Here is an 18,306-nt window from a genome sequence, read left to right as displayed (position 1 = left end):
GTAAATGGGAAAAACCCGGATTTGCCTTTGCCGGTCTGCGGGCTATAGAACAGGGCAGCAATGATAGGGTATCGACATCGTGCAGATCCATTTCGATCAGGCCAGCGCCAGTTTTGATGGCCATGTGGCGCTGGAGCCGCTGACCATCACTTTCGACGAACAACGGATCGGGGTCATTGGCCTGAATGGATCGGGTAAATCCACCTTTGCCCGGCTGGTCAACGGACTGGTCAAGCCGAGCAGCGGTCGTGTGACGCTGGACGGGCTGGACACAGTCAAGGACGCCAAGGCCGTGCAGGCGCGCACCGGCTTTATCTTCCAGAACCCGGCCAACCAGATCATCCTGCCGTTGATCGGCGAGGATATCGCCATGGGGCCAAAGGCGCGCGGGCTGAAGGGCAAGGTACTGGATGAGGCCGTGGACAGCGTTGCCGCAAGGCTCGGCATAACCCATCTGCTGCGCCGCCGCCCGCATGAACTGTCCGGTGGCGAGCTGCAATTGGCGGCGCTGGCCGCCGTTCTGGTCAACCGGCCCGATCTGGTGATTTTCGATGAACCGACCAATCAGCTCGATTTGAAAAACCGTGCGCTGGTGGCTGGCACCATCGAGGCGCTGGAGGAACAGGCGCTGGTGATCAGCCATGATCTCGATCTGATTGCCGGGTTTTCGCGGGTGCTGGTGTTTCACCGCGCCAAGCTTGCCTTCGATGGTCCGGCCAGCGACGCCATTGCCCGTTACCGCGAGATCGCCGCATGTTGAACAGCCTGCATGTCGACGGCAATAGCTGGCTGCACCGAATGCCGGTCGGGGCGAAACTGGCCACTCTGCTGGTATTTGGCCTTAGCCTTGCCTTCAGCCTGTCCATGCCGCTCCAGGCCACGGCAGCCTTCGCCACCGGCGCGCTCTATTTCAGCCTCGGGCTTGGGGCGCGGGCGGCCTTGCGGCGCATCCGCCCGATGCTGATCAGCATTGCTGTGCTTGGCCTGTTCAACATCTATGCGCTTGATCTCATCACCTCGGCAACGCTGACGTTGAGGCTGCTCGCCATCCTGTTTCTCGCCTCCGCCATTACCGCGACGACCTCGCTTGGCGCCTTCATGGAAACGCTCGACCGGCTGCTGGCCCCGCTCGACCGATTGGGTCTGGTCCGGGCCGCCGATATCAGCCTGGCCCTGGGGCTGACGCTGCGCTTCGTGCCTGACATCGCAGATCGATATGAGGCGCTGAAGGCGGCACATCAGGCGCGTGGCATACCCGTGCGGCTGCACCGGATGCTGGGGCCGCTGTTTATTCTGGCCTTGAAAGAGGCCGATTCCATCGCCGAGGCCATTGACGCCCGCGGCATTCGCCGTCACGAAAAGAGAACAGACTGATGAGGAGATCACCATGACCACGCGAGACCTGGTTCTGATTGCGCTGTTTGCCGCCATCGTCGTTGTCCTCGGGCTTATTCCGCCAGTGCCACTCGGCTTCATTCCCGTGCCGATCACCGCCCAGTCGATGGGCGTGATGCTGGCCGGCTGCATTCTCGGTGCCAAGCGCGGGGCCTTGGCCTATGCGCTGTTCGTGCTGCTGGTCGCCATGGGCCTGCCGGTGCTGTCGGGCGGCCACGGCGGCCTGAACGCGCTGTTTGGTGCCACCGGCGGCTATATTTTCGGCTGGATTCTCGGCGCTTTCGTCACCGGTCTTGCCGCCGAACGTTTTGCCCGCGCCTCCTCCACCGCCAGCGGCCAGACAATCGGCTTCTTTGCCGCCAGCATCATCGGTGGCATCGGCGTGGTCTATGCCTGTGGCATGCCCTGGTGGAGCTTTGTGGCGGGCACCCCGATCGACAAGGTGCTGATCGGCTCGCTGGCCTTCCTGCCCGGCGACCTGATCAAGGCCGCCATCGCAGCGCTAGCCGCCCGCGCCGTGATGGTCGGCTATCCGCTGCTGCCGAAGCGGGTGTAAACGTCTGTCATCATTCCCGCGTATAGCATCCGCAAAGCAAAACGGCGGTTCCGGTTATGGATGACAGGCTGACAATTTCAGTGGAACTGGTGCAGCGTTTGATCGCTGACCAGTTTCCGCAATTTTCATCGCTGTCCATCGAACCTGTCGTGCCGGGCGGCTGGAACAATCGCAGTTTCCGCCTTGGCTCTGAAATGATCATTCGCCTGCCGAGCGCTCAGCGCTATGAACAGCAGGTGGAAAAGGAGCAACGCTTTTTACCGATGCTTGCGCCACATCTGCCACTTCCCATTACCGAACCGGTTGGAATGGGCGGTGCGGACCATGGCTATCCTTTCGCCTGGGGCATCTATCGATGGATCGACGGTGAGACAGCCTTGTCGGCGAAGGTCGTCGATAGCGAACAATTTGCCATCGATCTCGGTAATTTCCTAAAGACCCTTCATGGTCTTGACGGCACCGACGGCCCAACAGCAGGACCTCATAATTTTTATCGCGGCGGCTTGCTCGCAACCTATGATGAAGAAACCCGCACGGCCATAGACATGCTTGGCAAGAGCATTGATACGCATCGCGCGACCACGCTATGGGATCAGGCCCTTGCCAGTCATTGGCAGAAACCGCCGGTCTGGCTGCACGGCGATATCGCTCCGGGAAACCTCCTGTTCAAACACGGACGCCTCTCCGCCGTGATCGATTTCGGCGGCTGCGGCACCGGTGATCCCGCCTGCGATCTCGCTATCGCCTGGACCTTTATGGATGCCGTAACCGCTACCGTGTTTCGCGCAACCGTTGCCCATGATGAGGCGACATGGGACCGAGCGCGTGGTTGGGCTTTATGGAAGACGCTGATTACCCTGCAAAAGCAGGTAGACGCCCGCGAGCCGGAAGCAGCGGAAACCAGAACCATACTCGACCGTATCCTCAGATAATTTCACGGCAACCACTGATACAGCCAATCCCTCAGCGCTTCCGATAGCGCCACCGGTTCGGCACTGTCTTTGTTCACAGCCGTCCAGGTGATCTCGACATCAGCGGCGCGGGTCTTGCCGCTTTCGACGGCGATGGCGAAGCCGACGGATTTGCCGCCGATCTTGTCCACCTGCACGGTGAAGCGCAGTGCGTCGCCCGGTCCCAGCATTTCAAAGAGCCGCGCCTCGAACTTGGTGGCGCGAAACTCCGGCTCCTGCTCTTCTGCGGGCCGAGCCTGCCAGAAGCGGTGGAGCGCTTCTTCGCACAGCGCCAGCAGCGCACTGTTGTTCAGCCGCCCGCTGATGCCGACATCGCGCAGGCCGATGATCGTTTCGGTCACGTCCAGCCGTTCTCTTTTCGCCATTGCCCTTGCCCTCCACGCCGTGATCGCTCATGTAATGGAAAAGAGATTGGTCGCGCAAGTTTGGTGCGGCAGGAGGATGCGTGATGACAACCCGGCTCTATGAAAACCCGATCTTTCTGGAACACAACACGCCAGAGGGCCATCCTGAACGGGCAGACCGGCTGCGCTCGCTCAATATCGCTCTGGAGCATCCGAATTTTTCCGCCCTGGAACGGCATCAGGCCCAGCAGGCCAATGAGGATGCTGTCATGCTGGCCCATCCCGAAGAGCATTTCATCGCCGTCATGCGGCAGGTGCCGGAGGAAGAAGATCGGATCAACCAGATGGAGGCCGATACCTATGCCTCGCAGAAAAGTCTGCAATGTGCCTTGACCGCCATCGGCGGGGCGATGGCCGCCGTGGACGACGTGATGACCGGTGCTGCCGACAATGTGTTCGTGGCGGGCCGTCCGCCCGGCCATCATGCGGAAAAAACCAAGGCGATGGGCTTTTGTCTGTTCAACACGGTGGCGATTGCTGCCCGCCATGCCCAGCAGGTCTATGGTGTGGAACGGGTCGCCATCGTCGATTGGGATGTGCATCATGGCAACGGCACCCAGGATATTTTCTGGGACGATCCATCCGTGCTGTTCTGTTCCACCCACCAGATGCCGCTTTATCCCTGGACGGGCAAGAAGGACGAGGTTGGACCGCACAACACCATCGTCAACGCACCGCTGTCGGCCAATAGCGGCTCGGACCATTTCCGCGAGGCATTCAAATCGCGGGTGCTGACCGCGCTCAACGATTTTTCCCCGGATCTCATCCTGATTTCCGCCGGGTTTGATGCCCATCACCGCGACCCGCTGGCGCAGATCAATCTGGTTGGCGAGGATTTTGACTGGGCAACCGGGCGGCTGATGGAAGTGGCCGACCGCTTTGCCAAAAACCGGGTCGTCAGCCTGCTGGAAGGTGGCTATGATCTGGAAGGTCTGGCTGAGTCGGCTGGCATGCATATTTCGAGATTGATGAAGGGTTGAGTATGACCGACACCGCCGCCACCGATATTGCCACTTATTCCTTTGAAAAGGCCGTGGCCGAGCTGGAAAGCATCGTGGCCCGGCTGGAGCGCGGTGATGTGGCGCTCGACGAATCCATCTCGATTTACGAGCGCGGCGAGTTGCTGAAGAAACATTGCGAGGCACTGCTGTCGGCGGCTGAAAACCGCATCGAGAAAATCCGGCTGGACCGCGCTGGCAAGCCTGTTGGTGCCGAGCCGCTGGACAAGGACTAGGTCTGATCCTGGCAGGACCGCCGCAAGGAAGATGCGTTTGTCCCTTTGCCGAAGGGCATTTAAGTCCTATATGCATCAACAGGGCAGTTTTACTGGATCTGCCCTATCATTGACCTGAATTTCCTGATTGACCGTGGCGCCTTGCGCCTGGGAAGCAAACAGGGGTCGCGGGCAAATGACATTGAATACTGTATGATTTCCCCCGTTCATGGACCATTCAGGCCGTGCAATGCATTCGGGAGGAAACTTGTGCAGCCGATAGACCGAGTGATGAGAAAAAGAGGCTGGAGCCTGTGACATCGAAGCCAAACACGCCGTTGCTGGATCAGGTCGTGTTTCCGTCCGACCTTCGCAAGATCGAAGACAAGGACATGCCGCAAGTAGCGCGTGAACTGCGCGACGAGATGATCGATGCTGTGTCGGTGACCGGCGGACATCTGGGCGCCGGGCTTGGCGTGGTGGAACTGACGCTCGCCATCCACAAGGTTTTCAACACCCCGGAAGACCGGCTGATCTTCGATGTCGGACACCAATGCTATCCGCACAAGATCCTGACCGGGCGGCGGGAGCGCATCCGCACGCTGCGCCAGGAACATGGGCTTTCCGGCTTTACCAAGCGCACTGAGAGCGAATACGATCCATTTGGCGCGGCGCATTCCTCCACATCGATTTCCGCAGGTCTTGGCATGGCCGTGGCAGCCGAGCTTGGCCAGACAGACCGCAAGGTCATCGCTGTGATCGGCGACGGGGCGATGTCGGCGGGCATGGCGTTTGAGGCGCTGAACAATGCTGGCGCGCTGGATGCGCGGCTGATCGTCATTCTCAACGACAATGACATGTCGATTGCCCCGCCAACCGGCGCGATGAGCGCCTATCTGGCAAGGCTTGCCTCCGGGCGCACTTATATGGGCATGCGTGAGATCGGCAAGAAACTCACTGCCTATCTCGGCAAGAATATCGACCGGGCCATCACCCGCGCCGTCGAACATGCGCGCGGATATGTGACCGGCGGCACGATGTTCGAGGAAATGGGCTTTTACCATATCGGCCCGATCGACGGCCATTCCTTCGATCACCTCCTGCCGGTGCTGCGCAATGTGCGCGACAATGCCAAGGGGCCGGTGCTGATCCATGTGGTGACCCAGAAGGGCAAGGGTTATGCGCCCGCCGAGGCCGCCGCCGACAAATACCACGGCGTCAACACGTTCGATGTCATCACCGGTACCCAGGCCAAGGCCAAGCCGAATGCCCCGAGCTATACCGCCGTATTTGCCGACGCGCTGGTGGAAGAAGCTCGCCATGACGAGAAGATCGTCGGCATTACCGCCGCCATGCCCTCCGGCACCGGGCTGGATAAGCTACAAAACCTGTTCCCGGAACGGACCTTTGATGTCGGCATTGCCGAACAGCATGCCGTGACCTTTGCCGCAGGCCTTGCCGCTGAGGGCTACAAACCATTCTGCGCGCTCTATTCAACCTTCCTGCAACGCGGCTATGATCAGGTGGTCCACGACGTCGCTATTCAAGGTCTGCCGGTGCGCTTTCCCATCGACCGCGCCGGTTTCGTCGGCGCCGATGGTCCGACCCATGCAGGGGCTTTCGATACCGGTTTTCTCGCCAGCCTGCCCGGTTTCGTGGTGATGGCGGCAGCGGACGAAGCAGAGCTGAAACATATGGTGCGCACCGCCGCCGCCTATGATGAGGGTCCGATTTCCTTCCGCTATCCGCGCGGTGAAGGCGTTGGCATCCAGATGCCGGAGCGCGGCGAGATCCTTGAAATTGGCAAAGGCCGGATCATCAAGGAAGGCTCGAAAGTGGCGCTGCTGTCCTTCGGGACGCGGCTCGCTGAATGTCTTGTCGCAGCAGAAGATCTCGATGCCGCCGGCCTGCCGACCACAGTTGCCGATGCCCGGTTTGCCAAACCGCTCGACCTCGACCTGATCCGCCAGCTTGCCCGCCACCATGCCGTGCTGATCACGGTCGAGGAAGGTGCGGTTGGCGGTTTCGGCTCTCAGGTCCTGCATATGCTGGCCAATGAGGGCCTGCTTGACCACGGCCTGAAAGTTCGCAGTCTGGTTCTGCCCGATCTGTGGATGGATCAGGCCAAGCCTGACGTTATGTATGAAAAGGCAGGCCTCGACGCCAAGGGCATCGTTTCAACGGTGTTCACCGCGCTCTCGCGCGATGCCTTGCCCCAGGATAGCCTGGCGTAAAGATAGGCTCGGCGGCCCTTCAGCGGACGACAAACCAGACAGCCTTAAACAACAAAACGCCGCTGGCTTCATAAGCCAGCGGCGTTTTGTTGACTTACATCCACCGATGATGGTGGACAGTTCGATCAGAATTCCGCCCATTCCTGTTTGACGGCGGCGGACGATGCACCTCCACCGAAGGCCTTGCCGATCTTGGAGGCAAGAGCACGAGCGGGGGAGACAGCCGGACGGTGCGATGCGCTGGCAACTGCCGGATGTCCGGCAAATGACCTGCGACCCGCAAGCTGGAACTGGCTGACAAGCGTCTTCAGACGGTTGGCTTCAGTGGCAAGAGCGGCAGCGGCAGCGGTCGATTGCTCGACCATGGCGGCATTTTGCTGCGTCGTCTGGTCCATCTGGTTGACCGCCGAATTGACTTCGGCAAGACCGGTGGACTGTTCCCGTGCCGATGTAGCGATTGCTTCCATCAGCTGGTTGATCTGGACCACATGATCGCCGATCGATTTCAGGGCAACACCGGTTTCCCGCACCAGCTTAACGCCGCTATCGACTTCCGAAGAGGAGTTCTGGATCAGACCCTTGATTTCCTTGGCAGCCTGGGCAGACCGTTGCGCCAATTCACGCACTTCCTGGGCAACCACCGCAAAGCCCTTACCGGCTTCACCGGCGCGCGCTGCTTCGACACCGGCATTCAGTGCCAGAAGATTGGTCTGGAAGGCGATTTCATCGATCACGCCGATGATGTTGGAAATCTGCTGCGAGCTTTCCTCGATCCGCTTCATGGCGTTTTCGGCCTGATTGACGACTTCCGACGACCGCACGGCGTTCTGGTTGGCTGTAATCGCCACAGAGCGGGCTTCTTCCGTGCGCTGCGAGGAATTGGTCACATTGACGGTGATCTGGTCGAGGGCCGCCGCTGTTTCTTCCAGGGCCGCGGCCTGCTGCTCGGTCCGCTTGGACAGATCATTGGTGCCATCGGCAATTTCACGGGTGCCGTTTTCCATGCCTTCAACGGTCTGGAGGACGGAGCCGAGTGTCGTTCCAAGCTGCTCAAGCGAGGCGTTGAAATCCTGGCGCAGCGATTCATATTCAGCCGCAAAAGCATCGTTGAGCTGGAAGGATACGTCGCCCTGCGCCAGGCGCTTCAAGCCCTCGCCAAGGGTCTGCGTTGCAAATCGTAGATTGGCCGCTTCCTGTTCTGCGCGCTGTTGATGGGCAGCCTGGGTCTGCGCCGTTTCCTGGCGATTGGCCGCGGCCTGCTCTTCCAGCTGGCGATTGGCAATGGCATTCTTGCGGAACACTTCAACCGCATCAGCCATATGACCGACTTCGTCGCGGCGGCCAATGCCGGGGATGTCGATGGCCGTTTCGCCGGTCGCCAATGCTCGCATCGACGCCGTGATCCGGGTCAGCGGCGCAATCATGCCCTTGTTGAGAAGCAGAAGCGAGAAACCGATCAGTACGACAAGCAACCCGCTGCCGATCAGGATATTGCGGCGCGCATCATAGGCGGCTTCCGCGGCAACTTTCTGGCGCACGGTCAGAAGTGCGTTTTCCTCGTCGGCAATTTCCTTGGCCTTGGCGCGAATGCCATCCATATAGGTCTTGCCCGCGCCGGAGATTTCCAGCTGGCGGCCCTGATCCCGGGTGGCCGGGTCTTTCGCAAGGGAAATTTCCTTGGCAACGACTTTCGTCTGCCAATCCTGAACGATCGCATCAAGATCAGCGAGACGCTTCTGCTGGACCTGATTGTCGGATGTCAGGCTGCGAACAGCTGCATAAGCATCGGCATAGCCCTTCAAACCAGCCTTCTGTGGATCGAGAAATTTCTCATCGGCTTCCGACAGAAGATAGGCGCGAACACCGGTTTCCTGATTGACCATGGCTGCGACGATTGCATCCATTTTCTGCAAAACTTGATAGGTATGCACGGTCCAACCCGACGATTGCTCCTGATTTGTGAGCGAACGCCAGCTAACAATATTTACAACAAGGCTGACAGCAAGAAGGATTGCAAAGGTCAGACCAATTTTTGCTACGACCCGTATATTATCCAGAATTTTCATCGTCCAGTTCCCTAATTCGCGAACTTGAAGAGATGAATTCTTTCAAGAGGCGAGCCGTTGCTATCTCAAAACATGATTAAATTGGCGACAATCCAGCATCATGCCGGGATAAACACAATCTTGCGGACTCGCAGTCCTTGATTGCAACTCGTCACTCAGATTGTTCTTTTATCGTATATGCATTAAAAAATCTATAATAACATAAATACATTCGCCTCCTCTAGAAGCACAACCTTTAAACATTGAAGAAAATACAAGTGAATGTGGCTAGTATATAATCTACCCTTGCGCGAATAATGATTTTTATTTTAATTTTTAGATATGTCGTATTCCTTATACATGAAACATATTTTTCGCATCCCCAAGTTGAAATATAAAATATTATTTATGATGCAATATTTCTTCATGCTCATTTATTTGCTTTCGCTTTATGGTCGACGTTTGACAAACGTCAATTTTATCGCAGCGTGTGTCAATGCATATTAAGCCACTTATAATTTGCATTTTTGACCAGCAAATAATTGGAATCGTTTTAAAAACTCGCTGGCAAATGAGAGAGTGATCCTACCTCCTACAAAATTGACGCCTATCAAAAGATGCGTGTTACAAGTATCGATGCAAAAAATGCTTACACTCCTGGACGACAGGCAAAGGCTTTTCATTGTCGAAGCCAAGGGGAAACCCTTTCCCCCTGGCGATCAACTCTCGACTGTAAAATGATAGCGACGATTTCAAACCTTTAATGCTGGTGATTTTCTCGGTGGCATTTGCGGTGGCTCGGCCGCATCGGCTGCGCCGTTCAACGCTGCGTTGAACCAAGTTGAAAGGAGGAAGACGTCCTTTACATTTCAGCGCTTCCTGAAGACACAGCACGCGACGCAATGGTTTTGCGGCTGAGCCTGCCTTCTTGCCGCTAGCCCACCTTCTCCTCCCCAAGACGTGCAAGCAGAGAGAGAGAGAAAGACCCGCAGCGTTTCGGGCTTCCCCTCCACTTTCTAATATCAAGGGCCATTTTCAATGACTCTTCATATAAGAGTGGCGGGGAAGTTGAACTCGTCATCCTCTATCTTTTGGGTTCAGTTTGTCTCTTCGGGAAAGGTGGGGCCCATTTTTCCTAAGACAAATTCTAGAATTCCGACCATTCCTGTTTGACGGCAGTTGACGCAGCGCCCCCGCCAAAGGCCTTGCCGAGCTTGGAAACAAGCGAGCGGGCGGGAGAGGAAACCGGACGCTGCGATGCAGCGCTGGAGACAGGATGAGCCGGGGCCACTGACGCGGTATATTGCGCCATGCCCGGGCCATCCTCCAGCTTGAACTGGTGCAACAGATCCATCAGCGCATCGGCTTCCGAGGCGAGTGTATGGCTGGCTGCGGTCTGCTCTTCCACCATGGCAGCGTTTTGCTGCGTCCCCTTGTCCATGTCGGTGACAGCCACGTTGATCTCCGAGAGACCCGTCGATTGCTCCCGCGAAGCGGTGACGATGGCGGCGACATTTTCGCTGATCTGCTGGACGGCCGTGACGATCTGCTCCAGTTCACGGCCCGTCTCGCCGACCAATGACACGCCCGCCCCAACCTGGGTTGAGGATGCACTGATCAGCACCTTGATTTCCTTGGCGGCCTTGGCCGAGCGCTCGGCCAAGGCCCGCACTTCCTGGGCCACCACGGCAAAACCCTTACCTGCCTCGCCAGCACGGGCCGCTTCCACCCCGGCATTGAGCGCCAGCAGGTTGGTCTGGAAGGCAATATCCTCGATGACGCCGATGATATTGCCGATTTCGCCGGAGGATTTCTCGATCTCGGTCATGGCAGCCACGGCGTTTCTCACCACTTGGCCGGAGCGTTCGGCACCAGTGCGGGTGGTGGCCACCAGTTGGCCGACATCTTCGGCGCGGCGTGCGCTGTCTTTCACCGTGCGGGTTACCTGCTCGAGGGCGGCTGCGGTTTCCTCGACAGAGGCCGCCTGCTGTTCTGTCCGCTTGGCGAGATCGTCTGCCGACGCGCGAATTTCCGCCGCCCCGGCGTTGATTGCCTGGGCATTGGCGCCCACCGTTTTCAATGCGGCCTGCAACTTGGCAAGGGAGTCGTTGAAATTCACCCGTAGCCCATCCAGCCGCTCGACAAAGGGCATGGTCAGGCGATGGGCGACATTGCCGTTGGCGAGTGCCGACAGCCCTTCCGCCAATTGCACGACAACGAAGGAAATCTCGTCGGCTTCCTGCTGTTTCTGGGCCTGGGCGGCCTGCTGCTCCTCCTCGGAGCGGCGGCGCATCGCATCGGTCTCCTGGGTCAGGCGCAGTTTTTCAATTGCTGCATCCTTGAAGACCAAAACGGCCTTTGCCATCCGGCCCACTTCATCACCGCGGTTGATAGCGGGAACATCGACGCTGTGATCGCCGGACGCCAGTTTGCTCATCGCGACTGTCATACCGGTGATCGGGTTGACGATAGAACGCGCCAGAAGCCAGATCAGCATGACAGCCAAGCCACCGGCCAGCGCGCAGCCGGCCAACAGCGCCAGTTCAAGACGTGACTGCGCATCGCGCTGGATTCCCCTTTGCTCGTCGCCCATCGCCACCACCACGGTCTTTGCCTTGGCAGCGGCATCGCGGAACGCATCCAGTTCGCCTTTCGACGCATAGACACGCGTAATCTCTTCCACCGTCTTCCCGCTCTTGCGGGCGTCCAGCTGCGGCAAGACCAATTGCGTGTGAAATCTGTCGGCCGCCGTCTTGATATCGTCCAGCATGGACTGAACGGCCTGATGACCGGCAGCGGCAGTGCGGGCATCGTCCAGGGATTTCAACATTTTGTCGCGGCTGTCGAAGACGGCCTTATAGGTGCTATCGGACCCCAATAGCAGATAGCCGCGTTGATTGACCGCCTCTTCCAGCATCGCCTGAAGCGTCAAATCCAAGGCATAACCGACTTGTTCGATCTGAGCGTGTTCCTCAAGCGCCGCCTTGACCTGTCTGCCCTGAAGAAAAACAACCGCAGAAGCAACGAAGGTCAGATAAAGTTTTTTGCTGAGGGACAAATCCTGAAACGACATGGGGCGTGCTTTCTATTCTCACTGCATTTGGGCGGCGGCGATTGCCACGCGCCATGTGAAAGCCCGGCACTCAGGTGGGAAACGTCACAAAGCCGCAAAAAAGGTATCCAAACCCATCGGGCGTGGATGTCACGATCCGGCTATTCGACGTCATCCTTGCCAAGACCTTTTCAGGCCCGGAGACCATCCCTGGCTTTCATTCGAGGCGAGTATTGCCGCAGTGGGTCTAAAAAAGTGTTACATCTGTACCGTGAATAAGCACATGTACACATTTGACCGCCAATTCCGAACCGAGGGCTTGTGTAGATTTGACGAGTGTCAAAACCACCTGTCCGAAAGTATGAGAGTGAGCCTTCCGCCCCTGTTCGAGCCTTGCCCAATCGCCGCAATTTTTCTCTTATGAAACCCGCAAAGCGATGGCGGCGATCCTACGACCTAGCCTGACAAGGGTAAGAGGCTTGCAAGTCGCAGCATAAACCGGCATTGACGGGGTATGACCCAATCGCCAAGCCCCCAATCGCCAAACCCCCAATCGTTGGAACCCCAACGTCTAGACCAGTTGCTGGTTGCTCTCAATCTGTTCGCCAGCCGCTCGCGCGCTCGCGACGCCGTGCAGCGTGGTGGCGTCAAGGTGAATGGCCGCACTGTGACAAAGCCGAGCCTGACCTTCTCCCCTGATGTGACGATCGAAATCGACGATCCGGCCCAGGACTATGTGTCGCGTGCTGCGCTGAAGCTGGTTGCGGGCCTTGATCACTTCAAGCTCGACCCAAAGGACCATGTCTGTCTCGATGTCGGTGCATCCACCGGCGGCTTTACCGAAGTGCTGTTGCATCGCGGCGCCGCCCATGTGATTGCCATTGATGTCGGCCATGAACAGTTTCATCCCCGGCTGGAAAGCGATCCCCGCACCACCAATATCGAAGGGCTGAATGCCCGCTATCTGGAGCCGGAGGATATTGGCAATCAGGAATTTAGCTTCCTGGTCTCGGACGTCTCCTTCATTTCGTTGAAACTGGCGCTTGTGCCTGCTCTCGAAATGGCCGAGCCCGGCAGCCATTGCCTGCTGCTGGTCAAGCCGCAATTTGAGGCGGGCCGCGAGGCTATCAGCAAGGCAGGTCTCCTCAAGGAGCCGGAAACCGCACCGCTGGTGGCCGCCGAGCTGGAGCGCTGGCTGAGCGAAGACATGGGCTGGACAAGTCTTGGCCTGATCCCCTCGCCGATTGCCGGTGGCGATGGCAATGTGGAATTCCTGCTGGCAGGGCGAAAGCCTGAAGAACAGCCTGAGGATGCAGAATGAGTACCGAAACATTGACGATCAACAGCCTCGGCGCCCAGGGCGATGGCATTGCCAATGGCGTGGACGGCCCGGTCTATGTGCCGTTTTCCCTGCCCGGCGAGCGGGTGGCTATCGCCCGCGTCAAGGACCAGGGCACGATCATGTCGATTGCGTCGGCCTCACCGGAGCGGATCGAACCGGTCTGTCGGCATTTCGGCCCTGACGGGGTCGGCGGAACCTGCGGCGGCTGTTCGCTCCAGCACATGGAAAAATCCGCCTATAATGAATTCAAACGCTCGACGCTGATCGCGGCGCTGAAATCCAAGGGTATCGAGACCGAGGTGAACCCTTTGGTCGAGGCCTTTCCCGGCGAACGGCGGCGGCTGGTGTTCACGGCCCGCAAGCGGGAAAAAGGCCTATTGATCGGCTTCAACCAAGCCGCGTCCCGCCATATTGTCGAGTTGGAGGAATGTCCTGTCACATCCGCGGGCATTCTCGCCCGGCTGGATGACCTGCGCGCCATCGGAGCGGCGATTGCCACCGGATCGGATCATTTCCGCATGACGGTGACGGAAACCACCACAGGGCTGGACGTGTCGCTTGACGGTGTGCGCGGCGGCCTGCCGGACCGCGAGCGCCGGGCCATTACCGAAGTGGTGTTAAAAATGCGCGGCGTGGCCCGCGTTTCCGTCAATGGTGAAATCGTCATCGAGCCGCATAAGCCGATGTTGGATTTCGGCGGAGCGCTGGTCGCCATGCCGCCCGGCATTTTCACCCAGGCAACCCGCCAGGCCGAAGAGGCCATGACCGCCTTGGTCCTCGACCATGTCGGCAAGGCCAAGCGGGTGGCGGATCTGTTTTGCGGGATCGGCACATTTGCCCTGAGACTGGCCCGCCAGGCCCAGGTTCTTGCGGTCGAATCTGACGAAAAGGCGGTGAAGGCGCTGGATCTGGCCGCCCGTAACACCAAGGGCTTAAAACCGATCAAGGCCGAAAAGCGCGACTTGTTCCGCCGCCCGCTGATGGTTTCGGAACTGAAGGGGCTGGACGCCGTGGTCTTCGACCCGCCACGGGCTGGTGCCGAGGAACAGTGTGCGGAACTCGCCCGCTCGCAGGTGAAAACTGTCGTCGCCGTCAGTTGCAATGCGCTGACCTTAGCCCGCGACCTGTCGATCCTGATGGCTGGCGGCTACCGCATTACCGCGGTCACACCCATCGACCAATTCCTCTGGTCGCCGCATGTCGAGGTGGTGGTGGCCCTCACGAAAGCCTGAGATGAGGGCCTGAAACGAACGGCTGGATCAATACTGCCGCAGCTTGCCGCTACCAACCGCATTGGCGCAGCGGCAGCTTTCCCCGACCCGACCGGGACCGGCGGGGCAGGAATACCGCCCCGCACCAGCATCGCTGGCCGGAGGCTTGATGATGCAGACATAGCGCGGCGGACGCACATTGCCGCCCTGCTGGGGGCCGCCCTGCTGTGGAATATTGCGGTTGATCGTATCCGGCTGCGCCTGGGCAAGCTGGAGGAGAGGTGCCATGGTGGAAGGCACCGGGCCGGGCCGATCTGCCGCAAGGGCCGCTGGCACCGACACGATCATCGCCGTGGCAATCAATAAGCCTCGCATCTCTCCCTCCCGAATAGATAGGCCGCAAAACAGTGACGGTCTTTAAAGTTTGTCGGGAACAAGTGTAAACAGGCTTTCCCCAACAAACCCTAGCAGAAAACTATGAATATCCACTGAACAACACGATGGCTTGCGGCCATACTGACAAAACAAGAGCATCCTCTCCTGAAAACATAAAACGAATACTATATTTAAATAATAATTTAAAAAATCTAAAATTAACTGCAAATAGAATGTCTTAATAGAATTCCATTTAAATATTCATTGGAATGTCATATTCGATTAAGAAATTTTTATATCCTTCACGACAGTTTCGAGACCAATTTGACACGCTGACATTGCCAATCAGTCAGGGCGTATGATGGCGTGGGTTTATGTAGCGCCGGGCCGCATAGTGGAAACCGGTTCTTGAAATAACGATGCAGAAACGACCGCGAGAGCGCAGTGCCGATTCGGTGTTTCGCATCATGCTATAAACTCAATTTAAACTGCCGACCGCGTGGGGCGATGGGGTGTCTTCACATGCGCAGTTTCGGTGTCAGGATATATTTCATATGGCCAGAAATTTGAACCTGATGTCCAAGATTCTGATCGCCGCATGTGCGGCTGTTGTCTTGGTCCTCTGTGGATTTTCGCTCTATATTGATCGTCTTCAGCGCTCGACCATTGGCAAGACTGTGGCGGACGAAATCAATTCTTCCGGCCTGCAAGCCTCCGAAAGCATTGCCAATTGGCTGAATGCCCGCGTGATGCTGACGGAATTTGCCGGTCAGGCTGCTGGCAAGATCGGCACGCCAGAGGGGATTTTGACCGAATTTGACAATCCGGTGCTGCTGCGCGAGTTCATGTCCACCTATGTCGGCCATCAGGCAGATGGCAAGTTTACCTCGGTTCCGTTCCAGCCTCTGCCGGAAGGCTATGATCCCCGCATTCGTCCCTGGTATCAAGGCGCGGTGAAGGCCAATAAGGTCGTGCTGACAGAACCTTATACCGACGCATCGACCGGTCAGTTGATCCTAAGTGCGGCGGTGCCGGTGAAAAGAGAGGGCAAATTATATGGCGTCGCTGCCAGCGATTTCTCCTTGAAAACACTGGTTGGCCTGATCAAGGCCGTTGATATTGGCGGCAAGGGCTCGGCTTTTCTCGTCAACGGCAATGGTACGATTCTGGTTCATCCAGATCAGGCACTGGTAACAAAGACGCTTTCAGATGTCTTTCCGGCTGAAACACCGAAAATCGGTGGTGGCTTGGTGGAAAGCCAGTTCGCCGGTAAGCCGGTGCTGGTCAACTTCATGCCGATCAAGGGCCTGCCGGTCGATGGCTGGTATCTGGCGCTGGTGGTGGATGAGGCAAAGGCCTATGCCGCGATTGGCGAGTTCCGTCTTGCCGCCGTCATTGCTACGGTGATTGGCGTGATCGCCATGGTCGGCATTCTCGCACTGGTGCTTTCGACCCTGGTGGTGCGTCCTGTGGTGCAGATGACCACGGCAATGAGCAAGCTGGCCGGCGGCGATGTGTCCGCCGCCATTCCCGGCGTGCAACGCAGGGATGAGATTGGCCAGATGGGTGCGGCGGTCGCTGTATTCCGTGACAACGCTATCGAGCGGGCTCGTCTGGAACGCGAGGCCGACTCCACCCGCACGATGAGTGAACAGGAACGGCGCGACCGGGAAGCCGTAAAGGCACGTGAAGCGGAACAGGTGTCCTTTGCGGTACATGCGCTGGCTGATGGACTTGGCAGGCTTGCCGATGGTGATCTCGCCCATAGCATCGAGACACCTTTTGCCGGTGATCTTGAGCGGCTGCGCTTCGACTTCAATGCAGCAGTGGCAAAGCTGCACGACGCCATGGCTGCCGTTGGCCAAAACGCCAGACAGATTGATGGCGGCGCCACGGAAATCCGCGCCTCGGCTGATAATCTTGCACGCCGTACAGAACAGCAGGCCGCCTCGGTTGAGCAAACCGCAGCGGCGCTGGAAGAAGTAACAACCACCGTCAGAGATAGTGCCCATCGCGCCGAAGAGGTGGGCCAGATCGTGACCCGCGCCCGCAGCGGGGCGGAAAAATCCGGCGAGATTGTCCAGAATGCGGTTAATGCGATGGAAGCCATCGAGACATCCGCCAACCAGATTTCCAACATTATCGGGGTGATCGACGAAATCGCCTTCCAGACCAATCTTCTCGCTCTCAACGCGGGCGTGGAAGCAGCCCGCGCCGGTGAGGCGGGCAAGGGATTTGCCGTTGTCGCCCAGGAAGTGCGTGAATTGGCCCAACGTTCGGCAACAGCTGCCAAGGAAATCAAGCAATTGATCCGGGTATCGGGCGAGCAGGTGGCAAACGGCGTATCGCTGGTAAGCCAGACCGGTGCGGCCCTGGACGGCATTATCAATGAGGTTCAGGAAATCAACAAGCATATCAATGCTATTGTTGTTGCCTCCCGTGAACAGTCACAGGGATTGCAGGAAATCAATGCCGCTGTGAATGTCATGGATCAAGGCACGCAACAAAATGCCGCCATGGTCGAAGAGCAAACAGCGGCAAGCCATGGACTGGCTCAAGAAGCTGCGGCTCTGACTGAATTGCTGGCGCAATTCAGACTGGCCCGGGACGCGGCAAACCTTACGCAACGGCGCGCCGCCTGACGGGTCTTATAACCCAGATACCAAGATGCTTATTTATCTCAGCCTGGGTTGATGGCTATGCGATAGGCACGGCCGCGTGCCGTGTCTGCAATAGAATGTCAGGCAATCACTTCCTGGCCAGAAACGCTTCGAAGGCCGCCCGTGCCTCGGCACTTTTCAGTTGGGCGGCAAAATGCGCCAGCTCTTCGTCAAGGCGGGCCAAAACCAGGCTGCGGTCACCGCGCAACAGATCCCGGGCGATCTTCAGGGCCTGGGGCGGCTTTTTGGCAAGGTTTGCGGCGAGCGCCAGGGTTTCGCGCTCAACCGCATCCGGCTCGACCACTTTCCAGATCAACCCGGCCTCGCGCGCTTGCTCGGCTGAAAATCCTTCCCCCAGCGCCAGAAGCGCGAAGGCGCGCTGGTGGCCCATGGCAAGCGGCGCAAGCAGGCTGGAGGCCGCTTCCGGTACCAGTGCCAGATCCACGAACGGCGTCTTGAACAGGCTGCGGCTGGAGGCAATCGTCAGGTCGCAATGCATGTTGAGGGTCGTGCCGATGCCGATGGCAAGACCATCGACGCCGGAGACCAGCGGCTTTTCCGTCGCCACCAAGGCCCGCAGCACGAGAGCCGCCGCCGGAAGTTTGCTTCCGTCAGACAGGGCATAGGCGAGAAAATCACCCATGTCATTGCCTGCGGTAAAACAGCCTTCGGTGCCGAGGAACGCGACGGCGCGCACCGCGTCATCACCTTGCGCCTCATTCAGGGCGGCGGTGATGCGGTGATACATCGCCTCGGTAATCGCATTTTTCTTATCCGGCCGATTGAAGCGGATGACCAGCACGCCGGGATGGGTTTCAGGCCGCTCGACAAGGATATGCTCGCTCATG

15 protein-coding genes are annotated in these 18,306 nt (G+C 58.3%); 10 read left to right on the top strand and 5 right to left on the bottom strand.

Annotated elements, in window-relative coordinates; translation table 11 throughout:
• Positions 1-79 precede the first annotated feature (79 nt).
• The 4 genes from ASB66_RS08930 to ASB66_RS08915 are packed head-to-tail and all read left to right on the top strand — an operon-like array spanning position 80 to position 2,883.
• Positions 80-760 carry an energy-coupling factor ABC transporter ATP-binding protein gene (locus tag ASB66_RS08930; protein ID WP_060719106.1) on the top strand — a complete coding sequence of 227 codons (681 nt, stop codon included), beginning with the start codon at positions 80-82 and terminating at the stop codon, positions 758-760.
• Positions 754-1,374, top strand: coding sequence for an energy-coupling factor transporter transmembrane component T family protein (locus ASB66_RS08925; protein ID WP_081089122.1), 621 nt, complete (start codon positions 754-756; stop codon positions 1,372-1,374). The genes ASB66_RS08930 and ASB66_RS08925 overlap by 7 nt, the downstream gene beginning before the upstream one ends.
• A gap of 13 nt (positions 1,375-1,387) precedes the next feature.
• On the top strand, positions 1,388-1,951 hold the full coding sequence (locus tag ASB66_RS08920; protein WP_060719107.1) for a biotin transporter BioY: 564 nt from the start codon (positions 1,388-1,390) through the stop codon (positions 1,949-1,951).
• Positions 1,952-2,007: 56 nt separating this feature from the next.
• The gene (locus tag ASB66_RS08915; RefSeq protein WP_060719108.1) at positions 2,008-2,883 is read left to right on the top strand and encodes an aminoglycoside phosphotransferase family protein; all 876 of its coding nucleotides are present in this window, start codon (positions 2,008-2,010) and stop codon (positions 2,881-2,883) included.
• Positions 2,884-2,885: 2 nt separating this feature from the next.
• Here the strand turns inward: ASB66_RS08915 and ASB66_RS08910 are convergent, their stop codons facing one another.
• A complete protein-coding gene (locus tag ASB66_RS08910) occupies positions 2,886-3,287 on the bottom strand; it encodes an acyl-CoA thioesterase (protein WP_060719109.1) in 402 nt (133 codons plus the stop codon).
• Positions 3,288-3,370: 83 nt separating this feature from the next.
• Between ASB66_RS08910 and ASB66_RS08905 the strand changes: the two genes are divergently transcribed.
• From ASB66_RS08905 to dxs, 3 genes are all read left to right on the top strand, one after another.
• Positions 3,371-4,306 (top strand): histone deacetylase family protein, encoded by a 936-nt coding sequence (locus tag ASB66_RS08905; RefSeq protein WP_060719110.1) that lies wholly within the window; start codon positions 3,371-3,373, stop codon positions 4,304-4,306.
• Positions 4,307-4,308: 2 nt separating this feature from the next.
• A complete protein-coding gene (locus ASB66_RS08900; protein ID WP_060719111.1) occupies positions 4,309-4,560 on the top strand; it encodes an exodeoxyribonuclease VII small subunit in 252 nt (83 codons plus the stop codon).
• A 293-nt stretch (positions 4,561-4,853) separates the two neighbouring features.
• Entirely contained in the window at positions 4,854-6,773 is a 1,920-nt protein-coding gene (dxs, locus tag ASB66_RS08895) for a 1-deoxy-D-xylulose-5-phosphate synthase (RefSeq protein WP_060719112.1), read from the top strand.
• Positions 6,774-6,898: 125 nt separating this feature from the next.
• Here the strand turns inward: dxs and ASB66_RS08890 are convergent, their stop codons facing one another.
• Both ASB66_RS08890 and ASB66_RS08885 read right to left on the bottom strand, forming a co-directional pair.
• Complete coding sequence (locus ASB66_RS08890) at positions 6,899-8,839, bottom strand: methyl-accepting chemotaxis protein (protein ID WP_060719113.1); 1,941 nt, start codon at positions 8,837-8,839, stop codon at positions 6,899-6,901.
• A 1,126-nt stretch (positions 8,840-9,965) separates the two neighbouring features.
• On the bottom strand, positions 9,966-11,891 hold the full coding sequence (locus ASB66_RS08885) for a methyl-accepting chemotaxis protein (protein WP_060719114.1): 1,926 nt from the start codon (positions 11,889-11,891) through the stop codon (positions 9,966-9,968).
• Between the two features lie 493 nt (positions 11,892-12,384).
• Here ASB66_RS08885 and ASB66_RS08880 point away from each other — a divergent pair, with 493 nt between their 5' ends.
• Both ASB66_RS08880 and ASB66_RS08875 read left to right on the top strand, forming a co-directional pair.
• A complete protein-coding gene (locus tag ASB66_RS08880) occupies positions 12,385-13,191 on the top strand; it encodes a TlyA family RNA methyltransferase (RefSeq protein ID WP_060719115.1) in 807 nt (268 codons plus the stop codon).
• Positions 13,188-14,444 carry a class I SAM-dependent RNA methyltransferase gene (locus ASB66_RS08875; RefSeq protein WP_114386398.1) on the top strand — a complete coding sequence of 419 codons (1,257 nt, stop codon included), beginning with the start codon at positions 13,188-13,190 and terminating at the stop codon, positions 14,442-14,444. Before ASB66_RS08880 ends, ASB66_RS08875 begins: the two co-directional genes overlap by 4 nt.
• A 27-nt stretch (positions 14,445-14,471) precedes the next feature.
• Here ASB66_RS08875 and ASB66_RS08870 read toward each other — a convergent pair whose 3' ends face one another.
• On the bottom strand, positions 14,472-14,798 hold the full coding sequence (locus ASB66_RS08870) for a hypothetical protein (protein ID WP_060719117.1): 327 nt from the start codon (positions 14,796-14,798) through the stop codon (positions 14,472-14,474).
• Between the two features lie 554 nt (positions 14,799-15,352).
• Here ASB66_RS08870 and ASB66_RS08865 point away from each other — a divergent pair.
• Positions 15,353-17,440, top strand: coding sequence for a methyl-accepting chemotaxis protein (locus ASB66_RS08865; RefSeq protein ID WP_060719118.1), 2,088 nt, complete (start codon positions 15,353-15,355; stop codon positions 17,438-17,440).
• Between the two features lie 106 nt (positions 17,441-17,546).
• Here ASB66_RS08865 and ASB66_RS08860 read toward each other — a convergent pair whose 3' ends face one another.
• Positions 17,547-18,305 carry a crotonase/enoyl-CoA hydratase family protein gene (locus tag ASB66_RS08860; RefSeq protein ID WP_060719119.1) on the bottom strand — a complete coding sequence of 253 codons (759 nt, stop codon included), beginning with the start codon at positions 18,303-18,305 and terminating at the stop codon, positions 17,547-17,549.
• Position 18,306: the final 1 nt, after the last annotated feature.

Source organism: Gillisella vitis (assembly GCF_001541345.2).
GTDB classification, from domain to species: Bacteria; Pseudomonadota; Alphaproteobacteria; order Rhizobiales; family Rhizobiaceae; genus Allorhizobium; species Allorhizobium vitis.
The sequence above is the reverse complement of the archived record's forward strand: the minus strand, read 5'-3'. Positions and strand labels throughout refer to the sequence as shown.